The 25632-nt window shown below is 65.0% G+C and carries 27 protein-coding genes and 2 pseudogenes; 16 read left to right on the top strand and 13 right to left on the bottom strand.

The annotated features are described in order from the left end of the window. Positions 1–103 precede the first annotated feature (103 nt). Together ABH915_RS06025 and ABH915_RS06020 are read left to right on the top strand one after the other, a co-directional pair. A complete protein-coding gene (locus tag ABH915_RS06025; protein ID WP_370118908.1) occupies positions 104–289 on the top strand; it encodes a hypothetical protein in 186 nt (61 codons plus the stop codon). A 25-nt stretch (positions 290–314) separates the two neighbouring features. Continuing rightward, positions 315–512, top strand: a complete 198-nt coding sequence (locus ABH915_RS06020; RefSeq protein ID WP_370118906.1) for a hypothetical protein — start codon at positions 315–317, stop codon at positions 510–512. 290 nt (positions 513–802) lie between these two features. Here the strand turns inward: ABH915_RS06020 and ABH915_RS06015 are convergent, their stop codons facing one another. Together ABH915_RS06015 and ABH915_RS06010 are read right to left on the bottom strand one after the other, a co-directional pair. Further along, entirely contained in the window at positions 803–1795 is a 993-nt protein-coding gene (locus ABH915_RS06015) for an IS481 family transposase (RefSeq protein ID WP_370118903.1), read from the bottom strand. Between the two features lie 127 nt (positions 1796–1922). Beyond that, on the bottom strand, positions 1923–2762 hold the full coding sequence (locus ABH915_RS06010; RefSeq protein WP_370118901.1) for an NgoMIV family type II restriction endonuclease: 840 nt from the start codon (positions 2760–2762) through the stop codon (positions 1923–1925). A gap of 246 nt (positions 2763–3008) precedes the next feature. Between ABH915_RS06010 and ABH915_RS06005 the strand changes: the two genes are divergently transcribed. After that, positions 3009–4094: a DNA cytosine methyltransferase gene (locus tag ABH915_RS06005; protein WP_370118899.1), complete on the top strand. Its 1086-nt coding sequence runs from the start codon at positions 3009–3011 to the stop codon at positions 4092–4094. A gap of 282 nt (positions 4095–4376) precedes the next feature. Then, complete coding sequence (locus ABH915_RS06000; RefSeq protein ID WP_370118897.1) at positions 4377–5018, top strand: hypothetical protein; 642 nt, start codon at positions 4377–4379, stop codon at positions 5016–5018. Between the two features lie 46 nt (positions 5019–5064). Here ABH915_RS06000 and ABH915_RS05995 read toward each other — a convergent pair whose 3' ends face one another. Beyond that, positions 5065–5220, bottom strand: coding sequence for a hypothetical protein (locus ABH915_RS05995; protein WP_370118894.1), 156 nt, complete (start codon positions 5218–5220; stop codon positions 5065–5067). An 81-nt stretch (positions 5221–5301) separates the two neighbouring features. Here ABH915_RS05995 and ABH915_RS05990 point away from each other — a divergent pair, with 81 nt between their 5' ends. Beyond that, positions 5302–6456, top strand: a complete 1155-nt coding sequence (locus tag ABH915_RS05990) for a hypothetical protein (RefSeq protein ID WP_370118891.1) — start codon at positions 5302–5304, stop codon at positions 6454–6456. Positions 6457–6761: 305 nt separating this feature from the next. Continuing rightward, on the top strand, positions 6762–7007 hold the full coding sequence (locus ABH915_RS05985; RefSeq protein WP_370118889.1) for a hypothetical protein: 246 nt from the start codon (positions 6762–6764) through the stop codon (positions 7005–7007). On the opposite strand, the gene ABH915_RS05980 is transcribed toward ABH915_RS05985, so the two are convergent. The 7 genes from ABH915_RS05980 to ABH915_RS05950 form a co-directional block, all read right to left on the bottom strand. Next, the gene (locus ABH915_RS05980) at positions 7004–7492 is read right to left on the bottom strand and encodes a hypothetical protein (protein WP_370118886.1); all 489 of its coding nucleotides are present in this window, start codon (positions 7490–7492) and stop codon (positions 7004–7006) included. The two genes, ABH915_RS05985 and ABH915_RS05980, sit on opposite strands and share 4 nt — an antisense overlap. A gap of 267 nt (positions 7493–7759) precedes the next feature. Beyond that, on the bottom strand, positions 7760–7897 hold the full coding sequence (locus tag ABH915_RS05975; protein ID WP_370124947.1) for a sigma factor-like helix-turn-helix DNA-binding protein: 138 nt from the start codon (positions 7895–7897) through the stop codon (positions 7760–7762). 313 nt (positions 7898–8210) lie between these two features. Next, a complete protein-coding gene (locus ABH915_RS05970; RefSeq protein WP_370118883.1) occupies positions 8211–8840 on the bottom strand; it encodes a helicase associated domain-containing protein in 630 nt (209 codons plus the stop codon). A gap of 35 nt (positions 8841–8875) precedes the next feature. Further along, the gene (locus tag ABH915_RS05965) at positions 8876–9127 is read right to left on the bottom strand and encodes a helix-turn-helix domain-containing protein (RefSeq protein ID WP_370118880.1); all 252 of its coding nucleotides are present in this window, start codon (positions 9125–9127) and stop codon (positions 8876–8878) included. Positions 9128–9501: 374 nt separating this feature from the next. Next, complete coding sequence (locus tag ABH915_RS05960) at positions 9502–10110, bottom strand: hypothetical protein (protein ID WP_370118878.1); 609 nt, start codon at positions 10108–10110, stop codon at positions 9502–9504. A gap of 193 nt (positions 10111–10303) precedes the next feature. Next, positions 10304–10510 (bottom strand): phage major capsid protein, encoded by a 207-nt coding sequence (locus ABH915_RS05955; protein WP_370118875.1) that lies wholly within the window; start codon positions 10508–10510, stop codon positions 10304–10306. 18 nt (positions 10511–10528) lie between these two features. After that, complete coding sequence (locus ABH915_RS05950) at positions 10529–10759, bottom strand: hypothetical protein (protein WP_370118873.1); 231 nt, start codon at positions 10757–10759, stop codon at positions 10529–10531. 202 nt (positions 10760–10961) lie between these two features. On the opposite strand from ABH915_RS05950, the pseudogene ABH915_RS05945 reads away from it, so the two are divergent. Next, positions 10962–11225: pseudogene (locus tag ABH915_RS05945) on the top strand (carbohydrate ABC transporter permease); the annotation flags it as partial. Beyond that, complete coding sequence (locus ABH915_RS05940) at positions 11222–12850, top strand: alpha-amylase family glycosyl hydrolase (RefSeq protein ID WP_370118870.1); 1629 nt, start codon at positions 11222–11224, stop codon at positions 12848–12850. The pseudogene ABH915_RS05945 and the gene ABH915_RS05940, both read left to right, overlap by 4 nt. Before the next feature lie 90 nt (positions 12851–12940). Here the strand turns inward: ABH915_RS05940 and ABH915_RS05935 are convergent, their stop codons facing one another. The 3 genes from ABH915_RS05935 to hisC form a co-directional block, all read right to left on the bottom strand. Then, entirely contained in the window at positions 12941–13108 is a 168-nt protein-coding gene (locus ABH915_RS05935) for a hypothetical protein (protein WP_370118867.1), read from the bottom strand. 186 nt (positions 13109–13294) lie between these two features. After that, positions 13295–14707 carry an amino acid permease gene (locus ABH915_RS05930; RefSeq protein WP_370118864.1) on the bottom strand — a complete coding sequence of 471 codons (1413 nt, stop codon included), beginning with the start codon at positions 14705–14707 and terminating at the stop codon, positions 13295–13297. A gap of 52 nt (positions 14708–14759) precedes the next feature. Beyond that, positions 14760–15857: a histidinol-phosphate transaminase gene (gene hisC, locus ABH915_RS05925; RefSeq protein WP_370118862.1), complete on the bottom strand. Its 1098-nt coding sequence runs from the start codon at positions 15855–15857 to the stop codon at positions 14760–14762. Between the two features lie 93 nt (positions 15858–15950). On the opposite strand from hisC, the gene ABH915_RS05920 reads away from it, so the two are divergent. From ABH915_RS05920 to ABH915_RS05885, 8 genes and pseudogenes are all read left to right on the top strand, one after another. Beyond that, complete coding sequence (locus tag ABH915_RS05920) at positions 15951–16454, top strand: Lrp/AsnC family transcriptional regulator (protein ID WP_079554078.1); 504 nt, start codon at positions 15951–15953, stop codon at positions 16452–16454. Positions 16455–16573: 119 nt separating this feature from the next. Then, a pseudogene (locus ABH915_RS05915) lies at positions 16574–18242 on the top strand (thiamine pyrophosphate-binding protein). Between the two features lie 33 nt (positions 18243–18275). Continuing rightward, complete coding sequence (locus ABH915_RS05910; RefSeq protein WP_370118858.1) at positions 18276–19229, top strand: lipid kinase; 954 nt, start codon at positions 18276–18278, stop codon at positions 19227–19229. Between the two features lie 128 nt (positions 19230–19357). Next, entirely contained in the window at positions 19358–20380 is a 1023-nt protein-coding gene (locus tag ABH915_RS05905; RefSeq protein ID WP_370118856.1) for a LacI family DNA-binding transcriptional regulator, read from the top strand. Positions 20381–20505: 125 nt separating this feature from the next. Beyond that, positions 20506–21825: an ABC transporter substrate-binding protein gene (locus ABH915_RS05900; RefSeq protein WP_370118853.1), complete on the top strand. Its 1320-nt coding sequence runs from the start codon at positions 20506–20508 to the stop codon at positions 21823–21825. Positions 21826–21907: 82 nt separating this feature from the next. Continuing rightward, positions 21908–22957, top strand: a complete 1050-nt coding sequence (locus tag ABH915_RS05895) for a carbohydrate ABC transporter permease (RefSeq protein WP_370118850.1) — start codon at positions 21908–21910, stop codon at positions 22955–22957. Beyond that, positions 22954–23898, top strand: coding sequence for a carbohydrate ABC transporter permease (locus ABH915_RS05890; RefSeq protein WP_370118847.1), 945 nt, complete (start codon positions 22954–22956; stop codon positions 23896–23898). Before ABH915_RS05895 ends, ABH915_RS05890 begins: the two co-directional genes overlap by 4 nt. Further along, positions 23895–25517: an alpha-amylase family glycosyl hydrolase gene (locus ABH915_RS05885; RefSeq protein ID WP_370118844.1), complete on the top strand. Its 1623-nt coding sequence runs from the start codon at positions 23895–23897 to the stop codon at positions 25515–25517. The genes ABH915_RS05890 and ABH915_RS05885 overlap by 4 nt, the downstream gene beginning before the upstream one ends. The last annotated feature ends 115 nt before the right edge of the window (positions 25518–25632 follow it).

Here is a 25632-nt window from a genome sequence, read left to right as displayed (position 1 = left end):
CAATCCACCCTTGTGCGCCCAACCGCGGCTTCAAGAAGCACGCCATCTGCACCGAACGGCGCATCCACGTCATCGACGTCCGGAGCCGTGCCAAAACAAAACCGTGCTGCTCTGGCGTAGATCCAACGACGGCGCCGGAGCCGACAGCGCGAAGAAGCAGACGACCCGCAGGATGAAGGTCGAATGCGCTGAAGGCTCCGGCTACAAGGCCCGCATGACCCGCCGGTGGCTCGAAGAGTTCGGCGCCCCGATTTGCCCTTGGCACGAGGAGCGCATGATCGAAGCGTAAGGCGACCCGCGAAAGGCTCTAGAGAATGGGTCTAGAGCCCTCCCAGACAAACCCCTCCCCCGCGAACCTAAAGGAGCCCACAACGGCCGCATTCATCATCACGAAGGACAGGCGCCGGCGGCACAATCGGACCCCGAAACGCGAGCGGGCGGACGTGGCCCGCTTGAAGGCCGGAGAGGGCATCCCCTTCCGTCTCCTCGACGACGACCGCGAGGCCTACTAGTACGGCCGCCGCCTCGAAGAATCGGACGCCAGCGCCAACTACAACGGCGAACCGGAGCTTGCCCCGCTTGACTGTTGCGGAACCCCGAAAGCCGGAGCGGTGATTCAGGAAGAGAAGAACGCGGAAGGCAAGTTGGAGGCGATCAACTAGCCCACACGACGAGGGAGCCTTGGAGAAATCCTGGGGGTTTTCTTTTTTCGATCGAAGATTCGGCACTTTGAGTCGGATTGAACGGCCTCGTGCGCGTAGTCGACGTCGCCCAACCGGAAGCGGATGGTCACTGAACTGACCTAGATGTACTGCCCAGGCAGGTTGGTTAAGCGGGTGATGGGCGGTTGGCCTCCGATTGCGGTGTGGGGCCTGGGGTGATTGTAATGGTGCAGCCATGCCGGGAGGGCGTTTCTGCGGGCTGATTCGGTGGCGTAGAAGCGTTGGAAGGCCCATCCGTCGGCGAGGGTGCGGTGGAACCGTTCGATCTTGCCGTTGGTCTGCGGTCGGTAGGGGCGGGTCTTCTTGGCCTTGATGTTCATTTCACGGCAGGTGTCGCGCCAGAGGTGTGATTTGTAGGCTGAGCCATTGTCGGAGAGGACCCGCTCGACGGTGACGCCGCGGGCGGCGAACCAAGACACGGCCCGTCTCAGCACTCCCACGGCGGTGGCAGCTGTTTCGTCGCCATGGATCTCGGCGTAGGCGACCCGGGAGTGGTCGTCGATGACGGTATGCACGTAGGAGGTGCCGATCAGCGGGTTGCGGTAGCTGCTATGCGGTTTATCAGGCGTACTTGCCCGGTTCCTGTAGCCTTTCCGCCTGCCAACGTAGCGCCAGCCGCCACCGTCCGGGATATTGCCGAGCTTCTTCACATCGACGTGAATCATGGCGCCAGGCCTGTCGTGCTCGTACCGGCGGACGACCTCGCCGGTGCGCTTGTCCACGTGGTGCAGGCGGTTCAGCCGGCACCGGACCAGAACCGCATGGACCGTCGAGGCCGGCATGGCCAGCTTCGTTCCGATCGCGACCGGCCCCAACCGTTGCTTCCAGCGCAGGTGTACAACCTTGCGCACCAGCTGCTGCGGGGTCCGGTTCGCCACCCGGTGCGGGCACGAGGACCTATCCGTCATCCCTGCCTGGCCCATCGCGGCGTAGCGTTCGGCCCAGCGTTTCGCCGTGGGCCAGGAACAGTTGAACTGTTCGGCAGCCCGGGACACCGGCCAGCCGTGGTCAACAACGAGACGCGCGAGGCGTAACCGTTGGCGCGGAGTCAAAGCGGCATTAGCGTGGGACATGAGGACCTCCTGGTCGCCTCAGCGGTTGTCTAAGCAACTCCACTGTGCAACCGGAGGTCCTCACCCATGAGTCAACGACTCCAGCGAGTCATCACATTCACCCAACCAACGTCCCTGGGCAGTACACCTAGAACAGCTGAGGATCGCCGTCGTCAAGTACCTCGCCGCTCCGTCCTGCTTCCTCCTCGGCGGCAGCGATAGCGCCCTGCGGCACCGCAGGGGAGACAGCTAGAGGAAGCGACCGGACTGCGCCGACCAAGTCGTCGTAGTCTCGAATTCTGCCCTGGTTGAGCAACCGCTCGAAGGTAATGCCGGGGCTCCACTTGTTCCCGCGCTTCGTCGACCGGACTTTTTCCATAGCCCGAACGAGCGCTGGGAGGTCCAAGTGGTAGACAAAGTCCACGGAGCCCGAGCCGTCAGCAAGAATCTTCAGCATCGCCGGACGCGGCTCCATCGTAATCACGGCATAGTGCGGCATCGGGCCCCGGCGCTGGGATGCCAGCTTTGAACCCTGAGAAACACAGTCCTGAGCGCGATCAGTGCGGAGGGTCCACTTCGACGAAAGGCCCAGGCGAAGTACGGACTCTTTGCCCTCCTCCTCACTGGCGCAAGTCAAATCAAGTTTGAGCAGCGATTCCTCCGGCATATAGAGCTTCAGCCGCTCGCTGATTCGGTCCTGCTCGGCAAACTTTGTCGCCGCTGAGTCCAGGCTGGTTAGAAGTCTTGTTGTCGGCGCCGACGGCGGCAGCTTCTCGGCGATCTTCCGCAACTGCTCGATCGTCGTCCCGGCGTTTATATGACCTTCTTTGAACTCAGGAAAGACCCGCAGGTGTGCGTACTGTTCAAACTCCAGAGCGGAGCGCGACCGCCGAATGACAAGGTCAGGCCGCATCGGCTGTAGATGCCCTTGGATGGCTTCTTCCAGCCTCGCGCCGGGATCATTCCCTCCCGGTTTGTCCTCCGGCACTCCGAGCTCCTCGAAGAGCGCCCGACCCAGCTCGACCGATCCAGGGTCACCCGCATCAGATGTGTTCGGGTATCGAGTTAGATTCTCTTGCTTGTCGAGGCGAAAACCGCATAGTTGAGCGGCGAAAGGTGCGGGCATGAGCCTGAGTTTTGCATTAATAGTGAGCAACCACCCAACGGACACACCTGCCCCGCAAAATGTCTCACCTCTGGCAAAGGATAAGATGGCGACCGGGAAGGCAGGATCATGGAAATACGAACAATTGACTTATTCGCAGGCGCAGGAGGACTCTCCCTCGGCTTCGAGCAGGCAGATCTAGGCTTCATGCCGATATTCGCCGTGGAGATCGACAAGGCCGCCGCTGGCACCTACGAGCGACACTTCGGCTGTGCGGTGGAAACCGGCTCAGTAACGGACGTGAAGACGTTCCCTGAAGCTGAAGTGATTATCGGCGGGCCTCCCTGCCAGGGCTTCTCGCCACTGGGCCGCGACCGCGACGACGCCTCACGCGCCGAGCTCAACGAGCTCTGGCAGCAGTACCTTCGGGCTGTACGCGAAGTTCAACCGGCGGCATTCATCATTGAGAATGTTCCTGAGTTTCAGAAGTCGGCGCAGTTCATGGCCCTCCTAGAGGCTATGGAAACTGACCCGATTCTGAAGAAGTACGCCTTCGCCTACGGCCCGCTGAACGCCGCCGAGTACGGCGCCCCTCAGCGCCGCATCCGAGGCATCTTCATGGCTGTGCGCGATGCCGAAGAGGTTGAGTGGCCGCCGCCCATAACGCACGGCCCCAACACCGCCAGCGGCACGCCCTACGTGACCGTACGGGATGCTATCGGCGACCTGCCCGAGTACCCGACGGCTGTCGAGCCTGAGGTAGTCGAGGGACTGGCCGGCGACCGGCAGGAGCTACACCTGAAGCGGAACCCGCGTCCGACCAGCCTAGAGCGGTACAAGGCCATTCCCGAGGGCGGCAACAGGTTCGACCTCGCCCGCAACCGGCCGGACCTTTTGCCCCGGTGCTGGGCCGAGAAGCCGACCGGCACGACGGACGTCATGGGGCGGCTCTGGTGGGGACGCCCGTCGCCGACCATCCGCACCGAGTTTTTCAAGCCGGAGAAGGGCCGCTACCTGCACCCCGAGGCGCACAGACCGATCACCCACCGCGAGGCGGCCCGCCTTCAAGGGTTCCCCGATAGCTTCATCTTTGAGGGCTCCAAGATCGAGATAGCCAGACAGATCGGCAACGCCGTTCCCACGGCGCTGGCTCAGGCAATCGCCCGCCACCTTCACGAGGCCCTTGTGGCGCAACGGCTCGCCGCCGTCGCTTAGCCAGGCACCGTAACAAAAGCCGCTCTGGGACAGCCCCAGGGCGGCTTTTGCGGCTTTGCCATGCCGCTGATGTAAATTGACCTCGCCGTCCGACCGTTCGACGCACCCAAAGGGGAGAAATTGACGAAGATGACAGCAGCTATTGCCGTTGTAACGCCGGCCCTAGCGATGGCGCTATCGGCGTGGGCCGCCTCCACGCCGCGGCCTAGGTACTCGCACCTGTGAGCGAGAGCGAGAATCCCCCCGCCGGGACTTTTGACGCCCAGGCGGCGATCCGAGATAATGCCGCAAAAAAACAAGGACTGGGCTGCGGCCGCAAATCAGGCTGCCCGGGACGCAACAAAGAAGGATTGGGCGGCTGAAGCTGCCGAAGCGGCGAAACGGAATGCGGAGCGCCTGACCGACAGCGCGACCATGTCGGACAGGGTTACCGCAGGGCTCGAATCTTCACTAGATCACATGCGCAAAATGACGCAGGGCCTGGATCCGGAGTTACAGGTTCAGGCCTTGCGGATTGTCGAGGCCAACGAGGAGTGGATCCAGGCCCAAGACAAAAAACTTGACGCCCTGGAACGTAAAGATGAGAAGGCTGCCGCCAAGGAGCAAAAGGAGCAGGAGCGGCTGGAGAGAGAAATACAGTCTTTCCAGCTTCTGAAGGGCATGCACGACGCCGCTAAAGCGACAGCCAAGGCTTTGGAGGAAATCCGCAAGGCCAGAAGATTGGCGGACAGGCAACAAGGTCAGCAGGCGACCTTCAACAAGAAAATGGCGTGGGTCGCTCTCTTCGTCGCAATGGGGTCCTTCATCGCGTCCGTCGGAATGCCCCTCGCGGACCATGCATTTTTCAATGATCCGCCGAAGGTAGCAGTCGTGGACTACTGGGAACTGACAGTCCCGCCACTGCTGCGCAACCTGCACCGCTGAGAGGCCGAGAGCCGCCCGTGAATCCTCCGGGGCGGTTCTCTTTTCCTTATGACGACTCTTCAGGAGGCTTAGGGACGGGATCAGCGGCGTTTACGAGCTCCGCCAGCTCTTCGCCGGACAGTTCGCCTCCGAGTATCTCCTCCACGGCGAGAACGGTCTCGTATAGCTCATGCCCCGATTTCGGGTCGCCTTTCCCTGTCATGTAGCCAAGATACTTCAGGGCCCCGAGTCACCTAAGCCAGCCCTTCTTCTTGGAGGGCCTGCAAGCCCTATGGTTTTACTTATGAATGATCCCGTTTACGCTTTGCTTTGGCCTCGCTCCCTGTTCGTGTGGGAAGCCACGCGCATTTTGGAACTGCCCGCGGGAGACGACGAATGGGTCAGTAAGGTCAGCCATCTGCTCCTTGAGGCCTATGAGGACGAGGGGGTGGCATCGGCGTTTCTAGCCGCGCTACCCACGAATAACGCGTTCCTGCGGCAAGCGGGGGTGCCTCAGAGCGACGCCCTGGCTCGCGTCTGGCTCACTGAATTGCTGAACGACGAGTCGCGGTTAGGGCCATATAAGGCGCCCGTCTACTGGGCTGAGCGGAACGCCAATTCCTTAGCATCAGATCAGCCATACGAGACCTTCGCCCAAGACTTCTTCGAACTAGTAGATAAATTGCAGGAAGCGGGCTACTTTCCCAAAGTCCTCGCAAAAGACTGCGTCGACGACCCCTTAGACCTAGACGACGTTCGAAAGACTATCCGCCGTGCCACGAAGCTGGACGTTCCATGGCACATGACCGGCGAAGAAATACTCGCACTTGGCGATGGGGCGGTGTACTCACTCGTCGAGTATTTTCACGACCAAGCCCAGCGACCGCGGACAGCCACGTACCACAGCTATGGAAAGTGTGGTCTGCACTATCAAAATTGGAACAGCCAGTCGGGGCAGAGCGTCTATCGCTGGCGTGTAAACACGCTACTGGAGAGCCACCGCGTGCCGCTCCGTCTAGGCACGTCCGGCGAAGAACAAGGGCGGCTCATTCGCGTTTTTGACTCACCCCTCAATGACTTGGCGACCCAACAAATCGCTCAGCGGGCGGACGACCCCGAGGACGAAGTGGCCCATGCCGTTCGGATGTACCGCGCCAGAAGCGCCACGGTCGTAGACAAGCGTGCAGCGATAGCACTGCTCTACGGCGAGCTGGAACCAAAACGAACCTCAATGAAGAAGAAGGTTTCTTCCGCCGACGAGAGTGACCTTTTCAGGATCGCCAACCAGTTCACCATCCGCCACCGCGACAAGGCCCAGAAGTCAGATTTCGGCGAGGAGTTCCTCGACTGGACCTTTTGGACTTGTTTGGCCACAGCGAACCTCATGGATGAAATTGCTGTCCGGAATATTGCGGCGAACTCCGACTATCCGTCAGAGAGCTGCGAATCAGCCGTCTGAGCCTTCTCATGTGTTACCTACTCGACAACGGCTGGCCGATGTCGACTAGACGGCACCAGCGTTGGCTCAAACTGACGCTATGGGTTTCCGTACTACGGCGCATCAGGGATCATCGACTACGTCGATGACTACATCTACGACGAGCCGCTAGTTGTTGTGTCCGAGGACGGCGCCAACCTCCTGGCGAGATCGTCAGCCATTGCATTCGTGGCTGCTGGCAGGACTGGGTCAACAACCACGCGCACATCCTGAAACCAATCACCGATTCGGTGGGATATTGGGCAGCCCGAATCGAATGTGAGGACTTGACTCCAGCCGTAACCGGTTCCGCCCAACTGAAGCTGACCATCGAAGCCCTCATGAACCTGCAGATCGCTGCGCCATTGGACTCTGAAGAGACACGTCGCATTCAGGATTTCATCGTCCAACGCTCTTCACCGCTCGACGAGCTTCTAGACAAAGCAATGAGCGTCACCCGTGTCCTCAAGGAGCGCCGCTCTGCTCTCTTCATGGTGTGCCGACCCCCTCTTTTCTCGTGCGCCTACGCCTAGCTGGAGTCCCGCGGCCCGCACTGGGGACACGTGGCGGCAGTCTCGGGAGCCGAGCCGTCATCCGAAGCATCAGGAAGCTGTCCCTGGCAGTTCTCGCAGGTGCCCGCGACGAGGCTCTGGTCCGACTGCTTTGCGAGGACGTAGTCGGCGTAAAGGGAGGTGCCAACGACACCGGCGAGAAGGACGCCCGCGACTGCGGTCCCAACTATCGCGAGCCTGGCGTCGCCGCCCGCCATTCCGCGCCCACCATTCTTGAGTGTCCCGCCCCCAATGCAGGCCTTCGCGGCACTCTCAGCGGCGATGCCCCAGTGATTCGAAATCTTTACACCTCCTCCATCGGTGCCAAACATCTTGGCCCCCAGCAGGAGACCGGCCTGCGCTACCTCGCCAACCTTCCCAGCACCCTGCATCAGCGGATTTGCCATGGGGATGATGAGCGTCCGGGTGAAGCCGTTGCTCTTGCTTTTGCCTGTCTGATTGTCCACGCTGCTGCCTCTTCTCGTTTCGTCTTGAGCGTGGAAGGCGGTGGTGGGTTCGGGCCCAAGGGAACCGCTGTGGTTCTCGCTCACGGACCACGAGATTAATGTATCAACCCGGCCCTCTCTACCTTTCCTGCCGCACACACGGTGGGATATGGAAGGGAGCATCCAATGAGCACAGTAATCATCCGCCGCCGACCGACAGCCCCATCGGCCGGGGCGCTGAACCTATCCTCCGGGTAGACGCCGATTTGCGCGCACCCTGAGCCGGAGTCATCTCTCGTTGGTCGCCGTCGTTTCGCTTAGGGCGCGCCGAACAGTACGTTCGCTGGTGAGCATAAGCCGAGCAATCTCGGCAACGGTTCGGCCGCTGGCTCTCATACGGATTACTTTTTCAAGATCTTCCGTCAGGATGCCATAAGCGGTTTTTTCGATGCCTGATACGGCGTGTTGACGCGATCTCCGCTATCGAAGCGCGGACCTGAAACGCTTGGCGTGAGCGGTGGGGTTCCTGAGCGGGACTCGGAACCGCCTATCGAGACTCAGCTCCGTTGGTAGGGCGATGGTGGGTGAGAGCCCCTTCAACAGACTTCCTGGTTCGATCCCAGGTGCTTTTGGAGGATTCGCTCTTGCGAATAGCGCGCGTTCAGTCGCACATGCCTCTCTGGTCTGAGTGCGGCACGTGATGAGTCCTACCCAGCTGGGCGTTGCAAAGCCCACCAACTCACAACGGTGCTTTAGAGGTTCGCCTATTGGCCAATTCGCTAGCCCGTGGTGCCCGCCAAGTGTTCCAGCCCGGGACGCGCTTGTTCAGGGCCTGCAGCTGGTCCGTCGCTAACTCACCGTTAATGGCCTGCTGACGTTGTTTGTGTAGCCAGGTTCCCAGCGCTCGTTCGGCCTCTGAGGAAGCGCGGCGGTAACGTGGGAACCGAGACTTGGACGCAACGAAATCGGCCAATCCCTCGAGACGCTCCTGCCACCGGTTGGCATCCAGCTGCGCCCGCGGAGTGGCCTCCCAGTCCCCTGCTTTGGCCAACGCGAGACGCTTCTCCTCCGGCAAATCATCACGTTTAGCGGCGGCACGCTGCTGCGCTAGCCACCTTCCCATGCCCGACTCAGCCCCGTGACGCTTCGCGAAAGGCATACGGCCGTTCTCCGCGAAGAAGCGTGCCAGTTCCCCGCAGCGTTTCGCCCACTGCGGGCTCACCGGACCGGGTTTGGGCGCGTAGGCGAGGTGCTCCTCTTCCAGGCTGGGCTCCCGCTGTTTCGCCGACCGCAGCGCCCGGGTCACTTTCTGCGCGGGAACTTCGCATAGCGCCGCAATGCGGACTGGCGTCAGGCCCTTGCGGTACATGATGACCCATTCTGAGGAGCCAGCTTCCATAGCCATCAGGCCTCTGGGACCTCAGCCTCGGCGAAGTCACCGCGCGAGATCTTCTCGGTCGTCCGGCGATACGCCTCATCAACGTAAGCCTCAAGATCCGCGATCCCGACCCTCCAGACGCCGCGACCGCCGACCTGGATTCCCCGAAGCTCCCCTGATTTCAGCATGGCCCTGATGAGCGGCTCGCCCACGTTCAGCTCCTGGGCAACCTGTTCGATAGTTAGGAAGCGCAGCGTCCGGCGCGGTACTTCAGTCATGAACCCATCGTATGTGCCGCCAACCGAGAATGAGCGCGCGAACGCAACTGACACTTCTACGAGTAGTCACTGCTTGCGGCCAACCTTGCGGCAGGCCCGCGGGTATCACGAGCTCGTCAATTAGCTGCATACTCACCGCACCATCGTAAGCTGCCATGAATGGCTGACAGTCGGGACTCGGCGGTGCGACGGAACTTGAGTGTGGGAAGTCATAGCGGTGAGTTTGGATCTACCCCCTGACATCATGCCGGGAAGCTGTCTACAACACATAGACGCCGATACCGCTCGCGCCCACGCACGCGCGGCCCCTCCTGCCTGCAGGGGGAGATGGACCACTGCCGGCAGAGGGGCCCCGGACCCCAAGCGTCATAGATCTAGACGCCCTTCCCCCTCCTGAAGATGTTCGGCACCCTCTTTGACGCCTGGAGTAGCCCTCGCGGCTTGCGTTCGGCCGCCATGTCCTTCACACCCAAAAGGGCCGAGGCATGCTTCGACATAACAAGGAGCTTCCCGCTGAACATATGAACTGCCCGTAGCCCGAGTATGACGTGGTCGAAGTCCTCTCGGTTCTCCATGACTGGCCCAATGACTTTGTCTGGGAACGTCTGGACAAATTCTGCAAGCCAGTTGATCTCGTCCTTGAGGCTGCCGTTTGGGATAAACAGGTCTGCCTTGACCAGGGCGACATTAAGCCGTTGCAGTACCTCGCCCATGGCTTTCGAAGAGTCCGTCTGGGCAAATTCCATGAGGTCTTTGCTGTTCATCTTGCTGACAGCCGGGACCCAAACCTCCTGACGGTTGGCCCATTCACGTCCAGCCAGCACAATCTCGGCGATGATTTCCCGTTGCTGGCCCCTTAACTTCTCCTGCTGCTCGGCCTGATGCCGGTGCATTGCGTGCCGGTTAGTCAGCGCGACACCACTCAGGGCGGCTGCTGCAGAGAGTGTGCTCGCGATAAGGGTGGTCCAGAAAGCGTCGTTCATGGTTGCAAGTATCTCCCGCAGACGGACCGCTTCCGTCTCCACGGAGGCGGCATCGGCGGCAAGAACGCTGGCTCCCGGGCCGACGCCGCCGCTGGCGCTGGCCCTGGCAGGTTCAATGCCAGGGCCTCAGCTACCATCCTTCCTTGTCCGCGGGCGTGGACGGCCCGGCGGGGGAGGTTGACGCCATGGCCGACTATGCAGCCAGATCGATCTCGACGAAGGCGTCTGGGAGTATTACCGCGAAGCCGAACCGGCCCTCCAAACGCATGACCACGAGGTTCCTCGTGAAGTTGTCCCCGGAACGGTCCAGAGCCAGGGTTGCGTCCTTGCGGACGACTACTTGGGCAAGCTGCCAGCCCCCAAGGATCGCTGTCCCGCTACGACCGCGCTGGAAATGCACCCGGGGGACCTTGCAGAGCTACTCCACGCCGTCCCCGGCAGGATCACCCAGCAGGTACTTTCCAGTCGCCCCGGAGTCCCTCGGCGGGTCCAGCGCCTCAGCGTTGACAGTCATGGCCTTGCCGGCTGTTGTCAGCGCGTCCGTGGCGATCGGCTGGAGGATCAGGCCCGAAGTGCTGAGTAGCGCGATGACGTTCTCGTCCGTCCTGTCACCGCTGAGAACCTGGGACTCGAGGCCCACTTCCGGCACGTGTATCGGTCCAGGCCCAGTGAATCGGCAGTTCCGGCCACATTCCCGAGCCGATCCAGGACGGATAACAACTCGTTTTTTTGCTCCTGCGTGTACTTCCTGATGGTTCGTGATACTCCCGTAAAGATGACACGGTCGTTGCAGCTCCCAATTTTCACCGAGTTGCAACGACCACTAGAACCCGCCGGCCCAAACATGGGCCGCCGCGCCGGGCGTCTTCACCACGGCGATCCTGACCTTCATCCACAGCTGGAACGAATTCATCATCGCGCTGTCTATGATCAACGACCCCAAGATCCAGACCGCCACGGTCGCGATCTGCAAGTTCACCGGCGCCACCGAATTCCAGGCGCCGTTCGGCGAGCAGATGGCCGCGGGCGTGATCGTCACCGTACCGTTGGTCATTATGGTGCTGATCTTCCAGCGGCGGATCGTCGAAGGCCTCACCGCGGGCGCGAGCAAATGAGCCCTGTTCCGCCGGTGGGCCCTGTGGAGGAAACCGCGCTGGCGCCAGCCCCTGCGTGGTGGCAGTCCGCCGTCATCTATGAGGTCTACCCGCGCTCCTTCGCCGACGGCGACGGCGACGGCGTCGGCGATCTCGCCGGGCTGATCGCCCGGCTGCCGTACATCGCCGCCCTCGGCGTGGACGGCATCTGGATGACCCCGTTCCAGCCCTCCCCGCAGGTGGACCAGGGCTACGACGTGACCGACTACTGCGGCGTGGACCCGCTGTTCGGCTCCATGGAACAGTTCGATACTTTGCTGGAACTGGCGCACGCGCTGGGCCTGCGGGTCCTGCTCGACGTCGTCCCCAACCACTGCTCCTCGGAGCACCCGCTGTTCCAGGCGGCTTTGGCTGCCGGGCCGGGTTCGCCGGAGCGGGACATGTTCCACTTTGTTGAAGGCTCCCACGCCGACGTCCCGCCGAACAACTGGCAGAGCGTGTTCGGCGGCCGGGCGTGGAGCCGCGCCAATCCGGGTTCGGTGACGGACAGAGACTGGTATCTGCACCTCTTTTCAGCCGGGCAGCCGGACTGGAACTGGCGCAATCCCGCCGTCGGCGATTACTTCGACGGCGTGCTGCGCTTCTGGTTCGACAAGGGGGTGGACGGGCTGCGCATCGACGTCGCGCATGCGCTCTTCAAGGCCGAGGGACTGCCGGATTCGCCCTCCACGGGCGGGGTGGTGGACGGGCTGCGGTCCAACCCGCGGGTCTCGGACCAGGAGGACGTCCACGAGGTCTACCGCCGCTGGCGCACCCTCGCGGAGAAGTACGAGCCGCACCGCCTGCTGGTGGGCGAGGTCAATCTGGAACCGGCCCGCGCCGCGCGCTACACCCGGGCCGATGAGATGCAGCAGGCTTTTGCATTTGCGTTCGTGAAGCTCGGCTGGAACGCGGAGGCGTGGGCCGCCGTGGGCAACGAGCTCGAGGCTGCCCGGCAGCTGCATGGCGCCGCCCCCACCTGGGCGCTGGAAAACCACGACATCGTCCGTTCCGTCACCCGCTTCGGCGGCGGCGATCTGGGCGCTATCCGGGCGCGGGCCGCGCTGGTGGCGCTGCTGGGACTGCCCGGCGCCGCATATATCTACCAGGGGCAGGAACTCGGTCTGCCCGAGGTCGACGTCCCGGTGGAGGCCCGGGTGGATCCGATGTGGGCCCGCGGCGGCGTCTGCCGCGACGGCGCCCGCGTCCCGCTGCCCTGGACCGAGGATGCGGCGCTGAACCACGGCTTCTCGCTCGGTGAAGCCGCCGCGGATCCGTGGCTGCCGTTCCCCTCGGAATGGGGCAACCACGCTGTCAAGCAACAGGAACAAGACCCGCAGTCCCCGCTGAACCTGACCAAGACTGCTCTGAAGCTACGCCGGCAGTTGTGGAAGAACGAAGTGTTCACCACGGACGACGGCGGCACCTGGCGTGTTGAGGCCGGCAACCTCCTCATCTGCGAACGCAACGAGCACTTCTTGGTCGCCGTCGCCATGGGCACCGAGCCGGTGCAGCTGCCGGCAGGTTCCGTGCTGCTCAGCGCCGCGCCCCTGACGGAGGACGGCTGGCTCCAGCCGAACAACGCGGCCTGGGTGCTGCGGGGCTGAGTAGACCGGTCAAAGCATTTTCTTCAATTTGCTGTTTGAAAGTGTGCTATTCCGAGAAAGGGCCCCCGAGCAAGCTCGGGGGCCCTTCCGTCAAGGTGCATAGAAGGAATTGATCCAAGCGGCCCGATCGGAGAAGAATGAAAATACCGGCTCGTACAGGACGATGAACTGGCCTGCTTCTGCATTCTTGTTGTCGAAGCACACGTCACCGCTGGCCTTACCACCCGGCGCGATTTCACCGGAGCTGAGCAGGTTCACCACTCCAAGCCGGGTCGACGTAACCGAACACTTTTTGAACCGCTAACAGAAACTCGCTGGTCGGGTATGCCTTCCGGCCCAGGAGCATTCGGCACTTATATCGTCCGGCACCTCAAAACGCCAAGGGCGCGCCCGGCCAGACCGGACGCGCCCTTCGTGTGCTCAACCCCCCTTCAAGCCCCTGATTCAGTCGATCAGCACCGGCTCCTTGGCACGCTCCGAGGATTCCGCAACCGGCGCAACCTTCCGGTTCCGCTGGTTCATCCAGCACCCACCCGCAAGAACCGCCACGAGTGCGAAGGTGCTCAGTAGCTGGGGCCGGGAATCCTCGCCGATGAAGCCCACCGTGAAGATCGCGGCGAGGATGACCAGACCAAACACCGTGAGCCACGGGAAGCCGGGCATCCGCAGGGGAAGATCCGTCCCCTCGCGGTCGGCGCGGAGGCGCAGCGCGAGTTGGGCGAGGAGCGCGGACGTCCACACCAGCAGGCATGTGGAGCCCACGATGTTGAGCAGGACGGGAAGGACCTTTTCGGGGAAGGCCAGCTCCAGCACAACCGTGACAACGCCGAAGGCGACGCTGGCGAGAACTGCGACAACCGGGACACGTGCCTTCGACACGGAGGCAAGCAGGCGTGGCGCTTCACCCCGCTCGGCGAGGGAGAACGCCATCCGTGAGGCACCGTAGAGGTTGGCGTTGAGGGCGGAGAGCAGTGCCGCTACGGCTACCAGGGTGATGGCAGTGGCTGCGCCGGGCATGCCGGCCGCATCCAGCACCGCGGCGAACGGGCTCTTCAGCCCCGCCGAACCCACGGGCACCACTGCAGCGATCACGAAGATCGCGCCGATGTAGAAAACGAGGATGCGCCACAGCACGGTCCGGACTGCCTTCTTCACGCTGCGGGCAGGCTCGGCGGTCTCAGCTGCCGCCACAGAGACAATCTCGGTGCCGCCGAATGCGAAAGCCACCACGAAGAGTGCCGTGGCGATCCCGGCGAAACCGCTGGGTGCGAATCCGGCTCCGGTGAAGTTGGACAGGCCAGGTGACTGGACGGCCGGCAGCCAGCCGAAGAGCAGGGCAGCGCCCACCAGGAGGAATCCGACGATTGCTGCCACCTTGAGCAGGGCGAACCAGAACTCGAATTCACCGAAGTTCTTCACGCTGGTGAGGTTCACAGCGGTGAGCACCACGATGAACACGAAAGCCATCAGCCACACCGGCAGGGCGGGGAAGATGGTGGCCAGCAGGCCGGCAGCACCGAGCGCTTCGGCCGCGATGACCACCACGAGCTGCAGCCACCAGAGCCAGCCCACCGTGGCGCCGGCCACCGGCCCGTAGGCCTTGGCGGTATAGACGGAGAAGGCGCCGCTGTCCGGATTGGCGGCGGCCATCTCGCCAAGGGCCCACATCACCAGGATGATGAGGGTGCCTGCCACGAGGTAGGAGATCAGCACGGCCGGGCCGGCAGCCTGGATGCCGGCGCCGGAGCCGATGAACAGGCCCGCGCCGATGGCGCTTCCGAGCCCCATCATGGTGAGCTGGCGGGGTTTGAGTGCGGCGCCCAGTGCGCGGCCAGACGTCATTGTCTGTTGTTCCATGGGGAGTCCTCTGGTTGTTGGTGGAAGGGATGGGGATTCAGGTCAGTGGTTTCTAAGCAGCGTGGGCTTCCAAAAGCCGGAGCACGCGATCATTGGAGGCGGGATCGGCAACGGTGATCCGCACGCCGTCGCCCTGGTACGCGCGGACCAGGATGTCTGCGCGGTCGAACGCGTCCACCAGCCTCGCCCGGAGGCTGTCATCCGCGCGGATCCACAGGAAATTGCCCTGGCTTGGCTGGAGTTTCCAGCCCTGCGCTTCCAGCCGCGCGGCCATCCGTGCGCGCTCCTGCTTGACGGCTGTCACCCGCGATTCCATCTCTTCCCCGGCGTCCAGCGACGCGATGGCAGCCTTCTGGGCCAGCGCACTCACCGAAAAGGGAAGGGCGGTGCGGCGCAGTCCCTCGGCGATGGCCGGCGCCGCCACGGCGTAGCCCACGCGCAGGCCGGCGAGCCCGTAGGCCTTCGAGAAGGTGCGCAGGATGCAGACGTTCGGGTGCCGGCGGTAGAGCGACAGGGAATCGGGGCCGCTGCCCGGTTCGGCGTACTCCACGTAGGCCTCGTCGACCACCACGAGGATGTCGGAACGGACGGACTGCAGGAAGACCTCGATGCGCTCGTGGCTGATCGGCACGCCGGTGGGGTTGTTGGGGGTGCAGAGCAGGATCACCTTGGTGCGGTCAGTAACGGCCGCGGCCATGGCCTCGAGGTCATGGCCCTCGGCGTTGTCCAGCGGGATTCGGACCGGCCGGGCGCCGGCCAGCTCGACCAGGATGGGGTAAGCCTCGAAGGAGCGCCAGGCGAAGATCACTTCATCGCCGGCGTCGCACAGTCCGGTGATGATCTGCTGGAGGACTCCCACGCTGCCGGGTCCCACCGCTATTTCCCCGCCGGTGACGCCCAGGTGCCGGGCCAGCCGTTCGCGGAGTTCGACGGCGGCACTGTCCGGGTAGCGGTTCATGGTGCCGGCCGCTTCGGCCACCGCAGCGGCGGCCGCGGGCAGCGGCTCGTAGTGGCTTTCGTTGCTGGCGAGGGCTGCGATGTCTGCGCCGGCGCCGCGGCGGCCCGGGACGTAGGACGGAAGTCCGGCCACAGCGCCGCGAAGGGTGGGGAGCGCGGTGTCCGGTGCGGTCAGGAGCTGATCACTGGTCATGAGGACTGATCATGATTGTGACCCGCCCCACAATGCAAGATACCCTCATCCCATTGGGACTTCTGCTCAACTTCTAGTAACTGTGGTGAAAATATGACCATCCCGAACCCTCGCACCTTGGATTCCCTTGACGGCAGGATCATCCTGGCCCTCGACAAGGACCCGGAAGCCAGTGCCTTGGCACTCTCGCGGACACTCGGCGTCGCACGGAACACGGTCCACTCCCGGCTAGGGCGGCTCGAGCGCAGCGGTGCGCTCCGCTCCTTCAGCCGGCGGCTGGATCCCGCCGCGCTGGGCTATGACCTGATGGCCTTCCTCTCACTGTCCATCAGCCAGACGCGGACAGGCGCGGTGGAAAACGGGCTCGCCGCTATTCCCGAGGTCATCGAGGTTCACGCCACCACCGGGGACGCGGACCTCATGGCCAAGGTGGTGGCCCGCAGCACGGCCGATCTCTACCGCATCACCAACGAGATCCTGGAAATCGAGGGAATCCAACGGACCAGCACGGCCATCTCCGTGCTGGAACTCATGCCGCCCCGCTACGACGGCCTCCTAGCCCGGCTCTCCGAGCAGGAATCCCGCCCTTCGAAGTAATCCAGGTGACGCACGCCACAATTAGGCATATTTTCAGTTGCGCCCGCCCACTCCTGCCAAATATCCCAGTCAAAATCGACTCTCTTGCCTGTCCAGGGATCAGCGCAGAAGATTCGTGCATGACTTCACTTACCGTCTCAGGCCGCGTGGCGCAGGTTCTCAGCAGCTATCTCAGCGATGTCTTCGGCGTGATGGGCAACGGAAACGTCTACTTCCTGGACGCCGCGGAAAAGCTGGGCCCCCGCTTCTCCGCCGTCCGCCATGAAGGCGCCGCCATCGCCGCGGCCGACGCCTACTACCGGACGTCAGGACGTCTCGCCGCGGGCACCACCACGTATGGCCCCGGCTACACCAATGCACTCACCGCCATCGCAGAGGCGGTCCAAGCGCAAATCCCCGTGGTGCTGGTCACCGGGGACGCTCCGAGCAGTGGCGCCCGACCTCAGGACGTGGACCAGGCGGCAATCGCCGCGGGCCTCGGCGCGGCCACCTTCACCGTGACCCGCGACGCCGCTGGCTCCATCACGCAGCAGGCGGTGGAGTACGCACTCACCAAGCGCACCGCCGTCGTGATTGCCATCCCCTACGACCTCGCGGCGGTCGAGGCTGCGGACGAGGAACTTCCGGCGCCGCTGGCACCGGCCGTGAGTGACGACGTCGACGGCGGACTGGGGCAGGTAGCCCGGCTGCTCGCCGGGGCGAAGCGGCCGCTGATCCTCGCCGGCCGCGGCGCACATCTCGCCGGCGCCGGCCCGGAACTCCGCGAGCTCGCCGACCGCATCGGCGCGCTGACCGCCGGAACCGCACTGGCGCTCAACCTCCTCCAGGGCGACGGGTATCTCGGCGTCGCGGGCGGCTTCGGCACTGATACCGCGGCCGGGCTCATGGGTGAGGCCGATGTGGTCCTCGTGGCCGGGGCAAGCCTGAGCCCCTTCACCATGCGGTTCGGGCACCTGCTCGGCCCGGACAGCACGGTCATCCAGATCGACGCCGCCCTGCAGCCGACGCACCCCCGGGTGGACACGTTCGTGAGCGCGGACGTGAAGTCTGCTGCGGGACGCATCCTAAAGATGCTGGATGGCCCGGCCTCGCCGGCCGCCAGCCCCGCAGAAGCCTGGCGCGCGGAAGCCCGCAAACGCCTGGCCGAGGGACCGGCCCACCACCCAGGCTCAGCGGAGACGCCGGACGGCCGGCTGGACCCGCGCTCCCTTGCCACGGCATTGGATGCTGTGCTGCCGAGCGCCGCACGGTGGTCCAGGACGGAGGGCACTTCGTCGGCTGGGCACCCATGTACTGGCGCATCCCGAGGCCCCAAGACCTGGTCATGGTGGGGACCGCCTACCAGGCCATCGGGCTGGGCCTCGCCAGCGCCGTCGGGGCAGCCCTGTGGAGGACGGCCGCACCCTGGTGCTGGCCTCCGGCGACGGCGGTTTCCTGATGGGCCTGTCTGACCTCGAATCGCTGATTGGTGCGGCCAGCAGCGCCGTCGTCGTGATCTACAACGATGCCGCCTACGGAGCCGAAATCCACCAGTACGGCTCCCAGGGCCTGACCGACAAGCCCATGCTGATCCCCGAGGTGGACTTCAGCGGCATCGCCCGCGCGCTCAGTGCGGAATCCGCGATCATCCGCTCACTGGAGGACCTTTCCGCGCTCCAGGACTGGATCGACGCCGGCGCCAGGGGAACCTTTGTGGCCGACTGCCGGATCACCTCGAGCGTCCGGGCCCCGTGGCTGAGCGAGTGGATGGAAGCCTCGCGGGCTGCGAAGGCGGCGGTGGCGGGCTAAAAAATTCACAGGTCCACCACCTAACATGTGCACATGAAGGCTGCCCGGGACGCACGCTCTGCTGCCGTTGTGATCAACGTCGGATCACGCCGTGGGGCGGCACCCGAACTTGCCGTGGACGCGATGCGTAAGGCCGGCGTGCCAATCTCCGCCGTGCACCACGTGCTGTCGGGGGCAGACCTGGACGGGACGCTTGACCGGGTGCTTGCGGACGGGCACGACCTGGTGGTTGTCGGCGGCGGCGACGGGACGGTGTCCTACGCCGCCGGCCGGGTTGCCGGCACCAACGTGGTGCTCGGCGTTCTTCCGCTGGGCACCGCCAACGATTTCGCCCGCACGCTGGAGATACCCAACAACCTTGCCGAGGCGTGCGCCACCATCGCCGAAGGGAAGGTCGTGGACATCGACCTCGGCCGGGCCAACGGCGAGCCATTCCTTAACGTCGCGTCCGTGGGCCTGTCGGTGTCTGTCACCGAAGCTCTCAGCCCCCGCCTGAAGCGGTACATCGGGCCATTGGCGTACAGCATCGCCACGCTGACGGCTTATGCCCGGCACAAGGCGTTCCGGGCCCGCCTCGAGTTCCCTGACGGGGACCACGAGCCGATGAAACTCAACGACCTGCTCCAGGTGGCCGTCGGCAACGGCCGGCATTACGGCGGCGGCAACACTGTCTCCCCCACGGCGGGGATCGACGATCACACCCTTGACATCTACGCCATCCTGGCCGGGCCCGTCCGGGAGCACGTGAGTATCGCGCGGCTGCTCAAAGACGGAAGCTTCATCAAACATGACCGCGTGTACCACCTGACCACCAGGCGTGTCCGGCTGGTCACCGACCAGCCGCTGCCGGTGAACCTCGACGGCGAGATCGCCACCACCACGCCGGCCGACTTCACCATCCAGCGCAACGCCGTCCACGTGCTGGTGCCGCAGAGCAGCACCAGCGCGCTATTCGACGGACCGGGCGCCGCGAACTGGCCGTCCTGAGGGCGTTGTTTCCTAAACAGTCACGCCTCCGGCACATCTCCCCTTAGTGTTGGTGCAGCAGATCACGAAACCGTTTACGTAAACCGTTTGCGTAACACGGTCCGGACAGCACCCAGGGAGGAGGAACAGTGGTCACCATCCGCGATGTCGCCAAGCACGCCGGCGTCTCCCCGGCCACCGTCTCCCGGGTGGTCAACGGGCTCGTGGGCTACTCCGACGAGACGCGGGAACGGGTCGAGACCGCGGTCAAGAGCCTCAGCTACGAAACGGACTACCTCGCCCGGGGCCTGAAGACCCGGCAGACGTCCGTGATCGGGCTCCTCGCCCCCATGGTGTCCGATGCCCTGGCCTCCCAGGTCATGCAGGGTGTGGAGGAGGAAGCCCAGGAGCGCGGCTACGCCGTGATGCTCGGCCGCACCGGCGCCAAGTCCGCCTACATCGCCGGCTACCTCCGGACGCTGCGGACCTACCGGGCCGCCGGCGTCATCCTCATCTCCGCGGTGATCACGCCGGAGACAAGGCAGCTGCTGGGACCCAACGTCCCCATCATTTCCGTCGCCATCAGCGACAAGTCCGGCTCGCCCAGCGTGGCCATCGACGACGAGCAGGCAGCCTACGACGCGACCCGTCACCTGCTGCGGCTCGGCCACCGGCGCATCGGCCTGCTCACCGGCGATCCGGCGTCGATCCACGTCGCCCAGCCCCGGAAGCGCGGGTACCTGCGCGCCATGACGGAGGCAAACTGCACCCCGGTCACCGCCACCGGCACCTTCTTCTACGAAAGCGGCGCTCCCGGAGTCGACGAGCTGCTGCAGCAGGAACCCGGCCTCACCGCCGTCTTCGCGATGAGCGACGAGATGGGCGCCGCCGTCGTCAATGAACTGCAGCGGCGCGGGCTCCGGGTGCCGGAGGACGTCTCGGTCCTGGGCTTCGACAACACCTCCACCGCCCTGCACGTGAACCCGCCGCTGAGCACCATGGCCCAGCCGCTCGAGGACATGGGACGGATGGCCGTGAAGAAGCTGCTCCGCTCCCGCGACCTGGGGCCGAAGATCATGCCGCACCGGCTGATCGAACGCGGCTCCACGGCGCCGCCCATTTCAACACCGCCCAACCCAGCCCCGCCGGGACAGCAGGAACCCACCAGCTAAACCCACACAAAACCAACGGCGGCAGCCGGCACTCCCCCGCGCCACAAACAGCCCAGCCGCCGCGATCCCGCACGCCCCAAACCACCCGCACCACCCGGTATTAACCCAAGAAAAAGGAGCAACACATGAGGCAGCGCCGCCGCACCTGGCAGACTCTTCTTGCCACCACCGCATCCCTGACCGTCGCCGCCGTCGCCCTCACCGGCTGCGGCGGGACCGCCACGGACGCGAAGAGCGCCCCGAAGGCCGCCGCGTCCTTCGAGGGCAAGGGCCCCATCAACTACGTCTCCAACCGCGACGCCTCCGGTGCCGCGAACAAGAGCATCGAGGAATGGAACGCCGCCCACCCGGAGGAGAAGGTCACGTTCATCGAACTGCCGGACTCCGCGGACCAGCAGCGCCAGCAGCTCATCCAGAACGCCCAGATCAAGTCGGACACCTTCAGCGTGCTGAACCTGGACGTCGTCTGGACCTCCGAGTTCGCCGCCAACAAGTGGATCCTGCCGCTGCCCGCGGACGCCGTCCCCACGGACAAGATGATCCCCGCCACCGTCAACGCCGCCACGTACCGTGACACCCTGGTGGGTGCCCCGTACTACACCGACGGCGCCCTGTTCTACTTCCGCTCGGACCTGCTGAAGGCCGCCGGCATCGCCGCCCCGCCCAAGACCTGGGACGAGATGAAGACCGCCTGCAAGGCCATCCTGGCGCTCCCCGAAGCCGCCGGCATGTCCTGCTACGCCGGCCAGTTCGACAAGAACGAGGCCCTCACGGTCAACTTCTCCGAGGCCGTGGCCTCCGCCGGCGGCACCGTGGTGGACGCCGAGGGCAAGCCCACCGTCAACACCCCCGAGGCCAAGAAGGGCCTGAACCTGCTGGTGGACGGCTTCAAGGACGGGCTCTTCCCCTCCGACGCCATCACCTACCTCGAAGAGCAGGGCCGCCGCGCGTTCCAGGACGGCAAGCTCGTCTTCCTGCGCAACTGGCCCTTCCTGCACGCCTCCCTGAGCGCCACGGACGGCTCCAGCAAGGTGGCCGGCAAGTTCGGCATCACCTCCATCCCGGGCACCGACGGCCCCGGCGTCTCCACCCTCGGCGGCCGCAACCTCGGCATCTCGCCGTTCACCGCCAACAAGGCCACCGCCCTGGAGTTCGTCAAGTTCTTCACCAGCGAGGAGCAGGCCCAGAAGCGCCTGGCCCTGTCCTCCCGCGCCCCGGTGTACACCTCCCTCTTCGCGGACCCCGCCGTCGTCGCCAAGCGCCCGTTCTTCCCCACCCTGCTGACCTCCCTGAACAACGCCCAGCCGCGCCCCAAGGTGGTCCAGTACGGCGCCACCACCAAGGCCATCCAGGAAGAGGCCTACGCGGCCATCACCGGCAAGAAGGACACGGACACGGCCCTGAACGACATGCAGGCCAAGCTCACCGAGCTCTCCGCCAAGTAATTCCGAACTATTCGAGCAGTTGCCGGGCCGGCCGGTTCACCCCGGCTGGCCCGGCAACTGCAACCCCAGTGAGGTTCCCAGAATGACGACGACGACCGCCCCGCCCGCCAGCCCGCAGACCGGCACGCCCCGACCAGCCAGCCCGCGCAGGCGCGGCAAACGCTCCCCCGGCGAAGGCCGGATGGCCGCGATGCTGCTCTCGCCCACCCTCCTGGTGCTGGCCCTGGTGATCGTGTACCCGCTGCTCTCCGCGGTGCACCAGTCCCTGTTCCGCGCCGAATCCGGCCTGGACGCGGACGGCTTCGTCTCCGACGTCGAAACCTTCGTGGGCCTGGCCAACTACGCGGATCTCTTCGCCGGCGAATCCGGCCGGCGCTTCCTGAACGCCTTCGCCAACACCACCTTCTTCACCGTCACCACGGTGTTCCTCGAAACCGTCCTGGGCCTCTGCCTGGCCCTGGCCATGAACCGCGCCTTCCGCGGCCGGTCCTTCCTGCGCGCCAGCATCCTGGTCCCCTGGGCCGTCCCCACCGCCGTCTCCGGCCTGCTGTGGCGCTGGATCTTCCAGTCCGACGGCATCGCCAACACCCTGCTCGGCAGCGAAATCCTCTGGACCGCCGAGGGCACCGCCTCCCGCGCGGCCATCATCATCGCCGAAGTCTGGAAGACCGCCCCGTTCATCGGCCTCCTGGTCCTCGCCGGCATGCAGGTCATCCCCGGCGAAGTCTACGAGGCCGCCAAGATCGACGGCGCCGGCTGGTGGCGCCAGCTCGGCTCCATCACCCTCCCGCTGGTCAAGCCCACCCTGCTGGTGGCCGTGCTGTTCCGCATGCTCGACGCCCTGCGCATGTTCGATCTCCCGTTCGTGCTGATCGGCCCGGGCAAGGAGTCGGTGGAGACCCTCTCCATGCTGGCCTGGGACGAGTCCAACCAGCTCCGCTACGGCTCCGCCTCCGCGTTCGCCGTCATGCTCTTCCTGTATGTCGCCGTCGTCGCGATCGTGTTCGTGAAGGTCCTCGGCGCCGACGTCACCGGCGCCAAGGAACTGAAGCTGATCTCGAAGAAGAACCGCACCAAGGCAACCCGCACGCTGGCAATCGCTGAACAGAAGAAGGCCGAGGCCACCCGATGACCATCTCCGACCTCCGCAACGCCGCCACGTCCTCCGGCGCCCCCGGCGCCACGGGCGCCACCGGCACCGGCACGCCCCAGGCGACCGCCGCCGTCGTCGGCCGTCCCGAAAAACCCCAGCGCACCTGGCGCTCCTACTCGGTGTACCTGGGCCTGGCGCTGATCTTCGCCTACTGCCTGGCGCCGTTCTACTGGATGCTGGTCTCCAGCCTCCGCCGCACCGCCGACATCTTCGACAACACCCTGCTGCCGGCCCCGTTCTCGCTGGAGAACTACGCCAAGGTGTTCGACGGCTCCACCATGTTCGGCCAGGCCCTGCTGAACTCCCTGATCGTGGCCGGCACCACCACGGTGTTCGCGCTGCTGCTCGGCGTGTTCGCGGCCTACGCGATCTCCCGGCTGAACTTCCGCTTCAAGTCGGTGATCCTGGGCGTGATCATCGCGACGTCGATGTTCCCCGGCATCTCCGTGGTGGTGCCGCTGCTGCGCCTCTTCACGGACCTCGGCTGGATCAACACCTACCAGGCGATGATCGTCCCCAGCCTGTCCTTCGCCATCCCGCTGGCGGTCTGGAACCTCACCACGTTCATGAAGGCCCTCCCGTTCGACCTCGAGGAAGCCGCCATGATCGACGGCTGCACCAAGTGGCAGGCGTTCCGCCGGGTCCTGCTGCCGCTCGCCGCGCCGGGCGTCTTCACCACCGCGATCCTGACCTTCATCCACAGCTGGAATGAGTTCATCATCGCGCTGTCCATGATCAACGACCCCAAGATCCAGACCGCCACGGTCGCGATCTCCAAGTTCACCGGCGCCACCGAATTCCAGGCGCCCTTCGGCGAGCAGATGGCCGCCGGCGTGATCGTCACCGTACCGTTGGTCATTATGGTGCTGATCTTCCAGCGACGGATCGTCGAAGGCCTCACCGCGGGCGCGAGTAAATGATTGTTCAGCCGGGTCCCGCCGAGGAGACCGCCCTCACGCCCGCCGCCGACTGGTGGCTGTCCGCCGTCATCTATGAGGTCTACCCGCGCTCCTTCGCCGACGGCGACGGCGACGGCGTGGGCGACCTCGCCGGGCTGATCGCCCGGCTGCCGTACATCGCCGCCCTCGGCGTCGACGGCATCTGGATGACCCCGTTCCAGCCCTCCCCGCAGGTGGACCAGGGCTACGACGTGACCGACTACTGCGGCGTGGATCCACTGTTCGGCACCATGGAACAGTTCGACTCGTTACTTTCTCAGGCGCACGCGCTGGGCCTGCGGATCCTGCTCGACGTCGTCCCCAACCACTGCTCCTCCGAGCACCCGCTGTTCCAGGCGGCTTTGGCTGCCGGCCCAGGCTCGCCGGAGCGGGACATGTTCCACTTTGTTGAAGGCTCCCACGCCGACGTCCCGCCGAACAACTGGCAGAGCGTGTTCGGCGGCCGGGCCTGGAGCCGCGCCAACCCGGAGTCCGCGACGGATACCGACTGGTACCTGCATCTGTTCTCAGCCGGGCAGCCGGACTGGAACTGGCGCAACCCCGCCGTCGGCGATTACTTCGACGACGTACTGCGCTTCTGGTTCGACAAGGGCGTGGACGGGCTGCGCATCGACGTCGCCCATGCGCTGTTCAAAGCCGACGGGTTGCCCGACTCGCCCTCCACAGGCGGGGTGGTGGACGGGCTGCGGTCCAACCCGCAGGTCTCGGACCAGGAGGACGTCCACGAGGTCTACCGCCGCTGGCGCACCCTCGCGGAGAAGTACGAGCCGCACCGGCTCTTGGTGGGTGAGGTCAACCTGGAACCGGCCCGCGCCGCCCGCTACACCCGGGCCGACGAGATGCAACAGGCCTTCGCGTTCGCGTTCGTGAAACTCGGCTGGGACCCGGAGGCCTGGGCCGCCGTCGGCAACGAGCTCGAGGCCGCCCGGCAGCTCCACGGCGCCGCCCCCACCTGGGCGCTGGAAAACCACGACATCGTCCGCTCCGTCACCCGGTTCGGCGGCGGCGAACTAGGCAGCCTCCGGTCCCGGGCGGCCCTCGTGGCCTTGCTGGGACTGCCGGGCGCCGCGTACATCTACCAGGGCCAGGAACTCGGCCTTCCCGAGGTCGACGTCCCGGTGGAGGCCCGGGTGGATCCGATGTGGGCCCGCGGCGGCGTCTGCCGCGACGGCGCCCGCGTCCCGCTGCCCTGGACGGAGGGCGCCGCCCTGAACCATGGCTTCACGCTCTGTGAACCCGCCGCGGATCCGTGGCTGCCGGTCCCCGCGGGCTGGGGAACCCACGCAGTCGAACGGCAGCAGCAGGACCCACAGTCCTCGCTGAACCTGACCAAGGCGGCGCTGGAGCTGCGCCGTCAGCTGTGGAAGAACGAGGTCTTCACCGCGGACGACGGCGGCACCTGGCGGGTCGAGGCCGGCAACCTCCTCATCTGCGAACGCAACGAGCAGTTCCTAGTCGCCGCCGCGATGGGAACCGAGCCAGTGAAGCTGCCCGCAGGCGCAGTGCTGCTCAGCGCCGCACCGCTGGACAAGGACGGCTGGCTGCAGCCGAACAACGCGGCGTGGGTGCTAAGGAACTGAAGCGCTCAGCAATGCCGAAAGGGCCGTCCACGTTCGTCGCTTCACAAGGGAACGTGGACGGTCCTTCGTCGCTTATACGCAGTTTCCAAAGCCCGCTAGCGTCGCTCGAAACCGG

This window comes from Arthrobacter sp. MW3 TE3886, assembly GCF_041262145.1.
In the GTDB taxonomy this organism is placed as follows: Bacteria; Actinomycetota; Actinomycetes; order Actinomycetales; family Micrococcaceae; genus Arthrobacter.
The sequence above is the reverse complement of the archived record's forward strand: the minus strand, read 5'-3'. Positions and strand labels throughout refer to the sequence as shown.

Coding starts and splice junctions, on each gene's coding strand:
- ABH915_RS05990 (WP_370118891.1), top strand. CDS start 5,302: ATGAATGATCCCGTTTACGCTTTGCTTTGGCCTCGCTCCCTGTTCGTG.
- ABH915_RS05920 (WP_079554078.1), top strand. CDS start 15,951: ATGACCATCCCGAACCCTCGCACCTTGGATTCCCTTGACGGCAGGATC.
- ABH915_RS05995 (WP_370118894.1), bottom strand. CDS start 5,220: ATGACAGGGAAAGGCGACCCGAAATCGGGGCATGAGCTATACGAGACC.
- ABH915_RS06005 (WP_370118899.1), top strand. CDS start 3,009: ATGGAAATACGAACAATTGACTTATTCGCAGGCGCAGGAGGACTCTCC.
- ABH915_RS05895 (WP_370118850.1), top strand. CDS start 21,908: ATGACGACGACGACCGCCCCGCCCGCCAGCCCGCAGACCGGCACGCCC.
- ABH915_RS06015 (WP_370118903.1), bottom strand. CDS start 1,795: ATGTCCCACGCTAATGCCGCTTTGACTCCGCGCCAACGGTTACGCCTC.
- ABH915_RS06020 (WP_370118906.1), top strand. CDS start 315: ATGGGTCTAGAGCCCTCCCAGACAAACCCCTCCCCCGCGAACCTAAAG.
- ABH915_RS05890 (WP_370118847.1), top strand. CDS start 22,954: ATGACCATCTCCGACCTCCGCAACGCCGCCACGTCCTCCGGCGCCCCC.
- ABH915_RS05885 (WP_370118844.1), top strand. CDS start 23,895: ATGATTGTTCAGCCGGGTCCCGCCGAGGAGACCGCCCTCACGCCCGCC.
- hisC (WP_370118862.1), bottom strand. CDS start 15,857: ATGACCAGTGATCAGCTCCTGACCGCACCGGACACCGCGCTCCCCACC.
- ABH915_RS05960 (WP_370118878.1), bottom strand. CDS start 10,110: ATGAACGACGCTTTCTGGACCACCCTTATCGCGAGCACACTCTCTGCA.
- ABH915_RS05910 (WP_370118858.1), top strand. CDS start 18,276: ATGAAGGCTGCCCGGGACGCACGCTCTGCTGCCGTTGTGATCAACGTC.
- ABH915_RS05900 (WP_370118853.1), top strand. CDS start 20,506: ATGAGGCAGCGCCGCCGCACCTGGCAGACTCTTCTTGCCACCACCGCA.
- ABH915_RS05970 (WP_370118883.1), bottom strand. CDS start 8,840: ATGTACCGCAAGGGCCTGACGCCAGTCCGCATTGCGGCGCTATGCGAA.
- ABH915_RS05965 (WP_370118880.1), bottom strand. CDS start 9,127: ATGACTGAAGTACCGCGCCGGACGCTGCGCTTCCTAACTATCGAACAG.
- ABH915_RS06000 (WP_370118897.1), top strand. CDS start 4,377: ATGCCGCAAAAAAACAAGGACTGGGCTGCGGCCGCAAATCAGGCTGCC.
- ABH915_RS05930 (WP_370118864.1), bottom strand. CDS start 14,707: ATGGAACAACAGACAATGACGTCTGGCCGCGCACTGGGCGCCGCACTC.
- ABH915_RS05940 (WP_370118870.1), top strand. CDS start 11,222: ATGAGCCCTGTTCCGCCGGTGGGCCCTGTGGAGGAAACCGCGCTGGCG.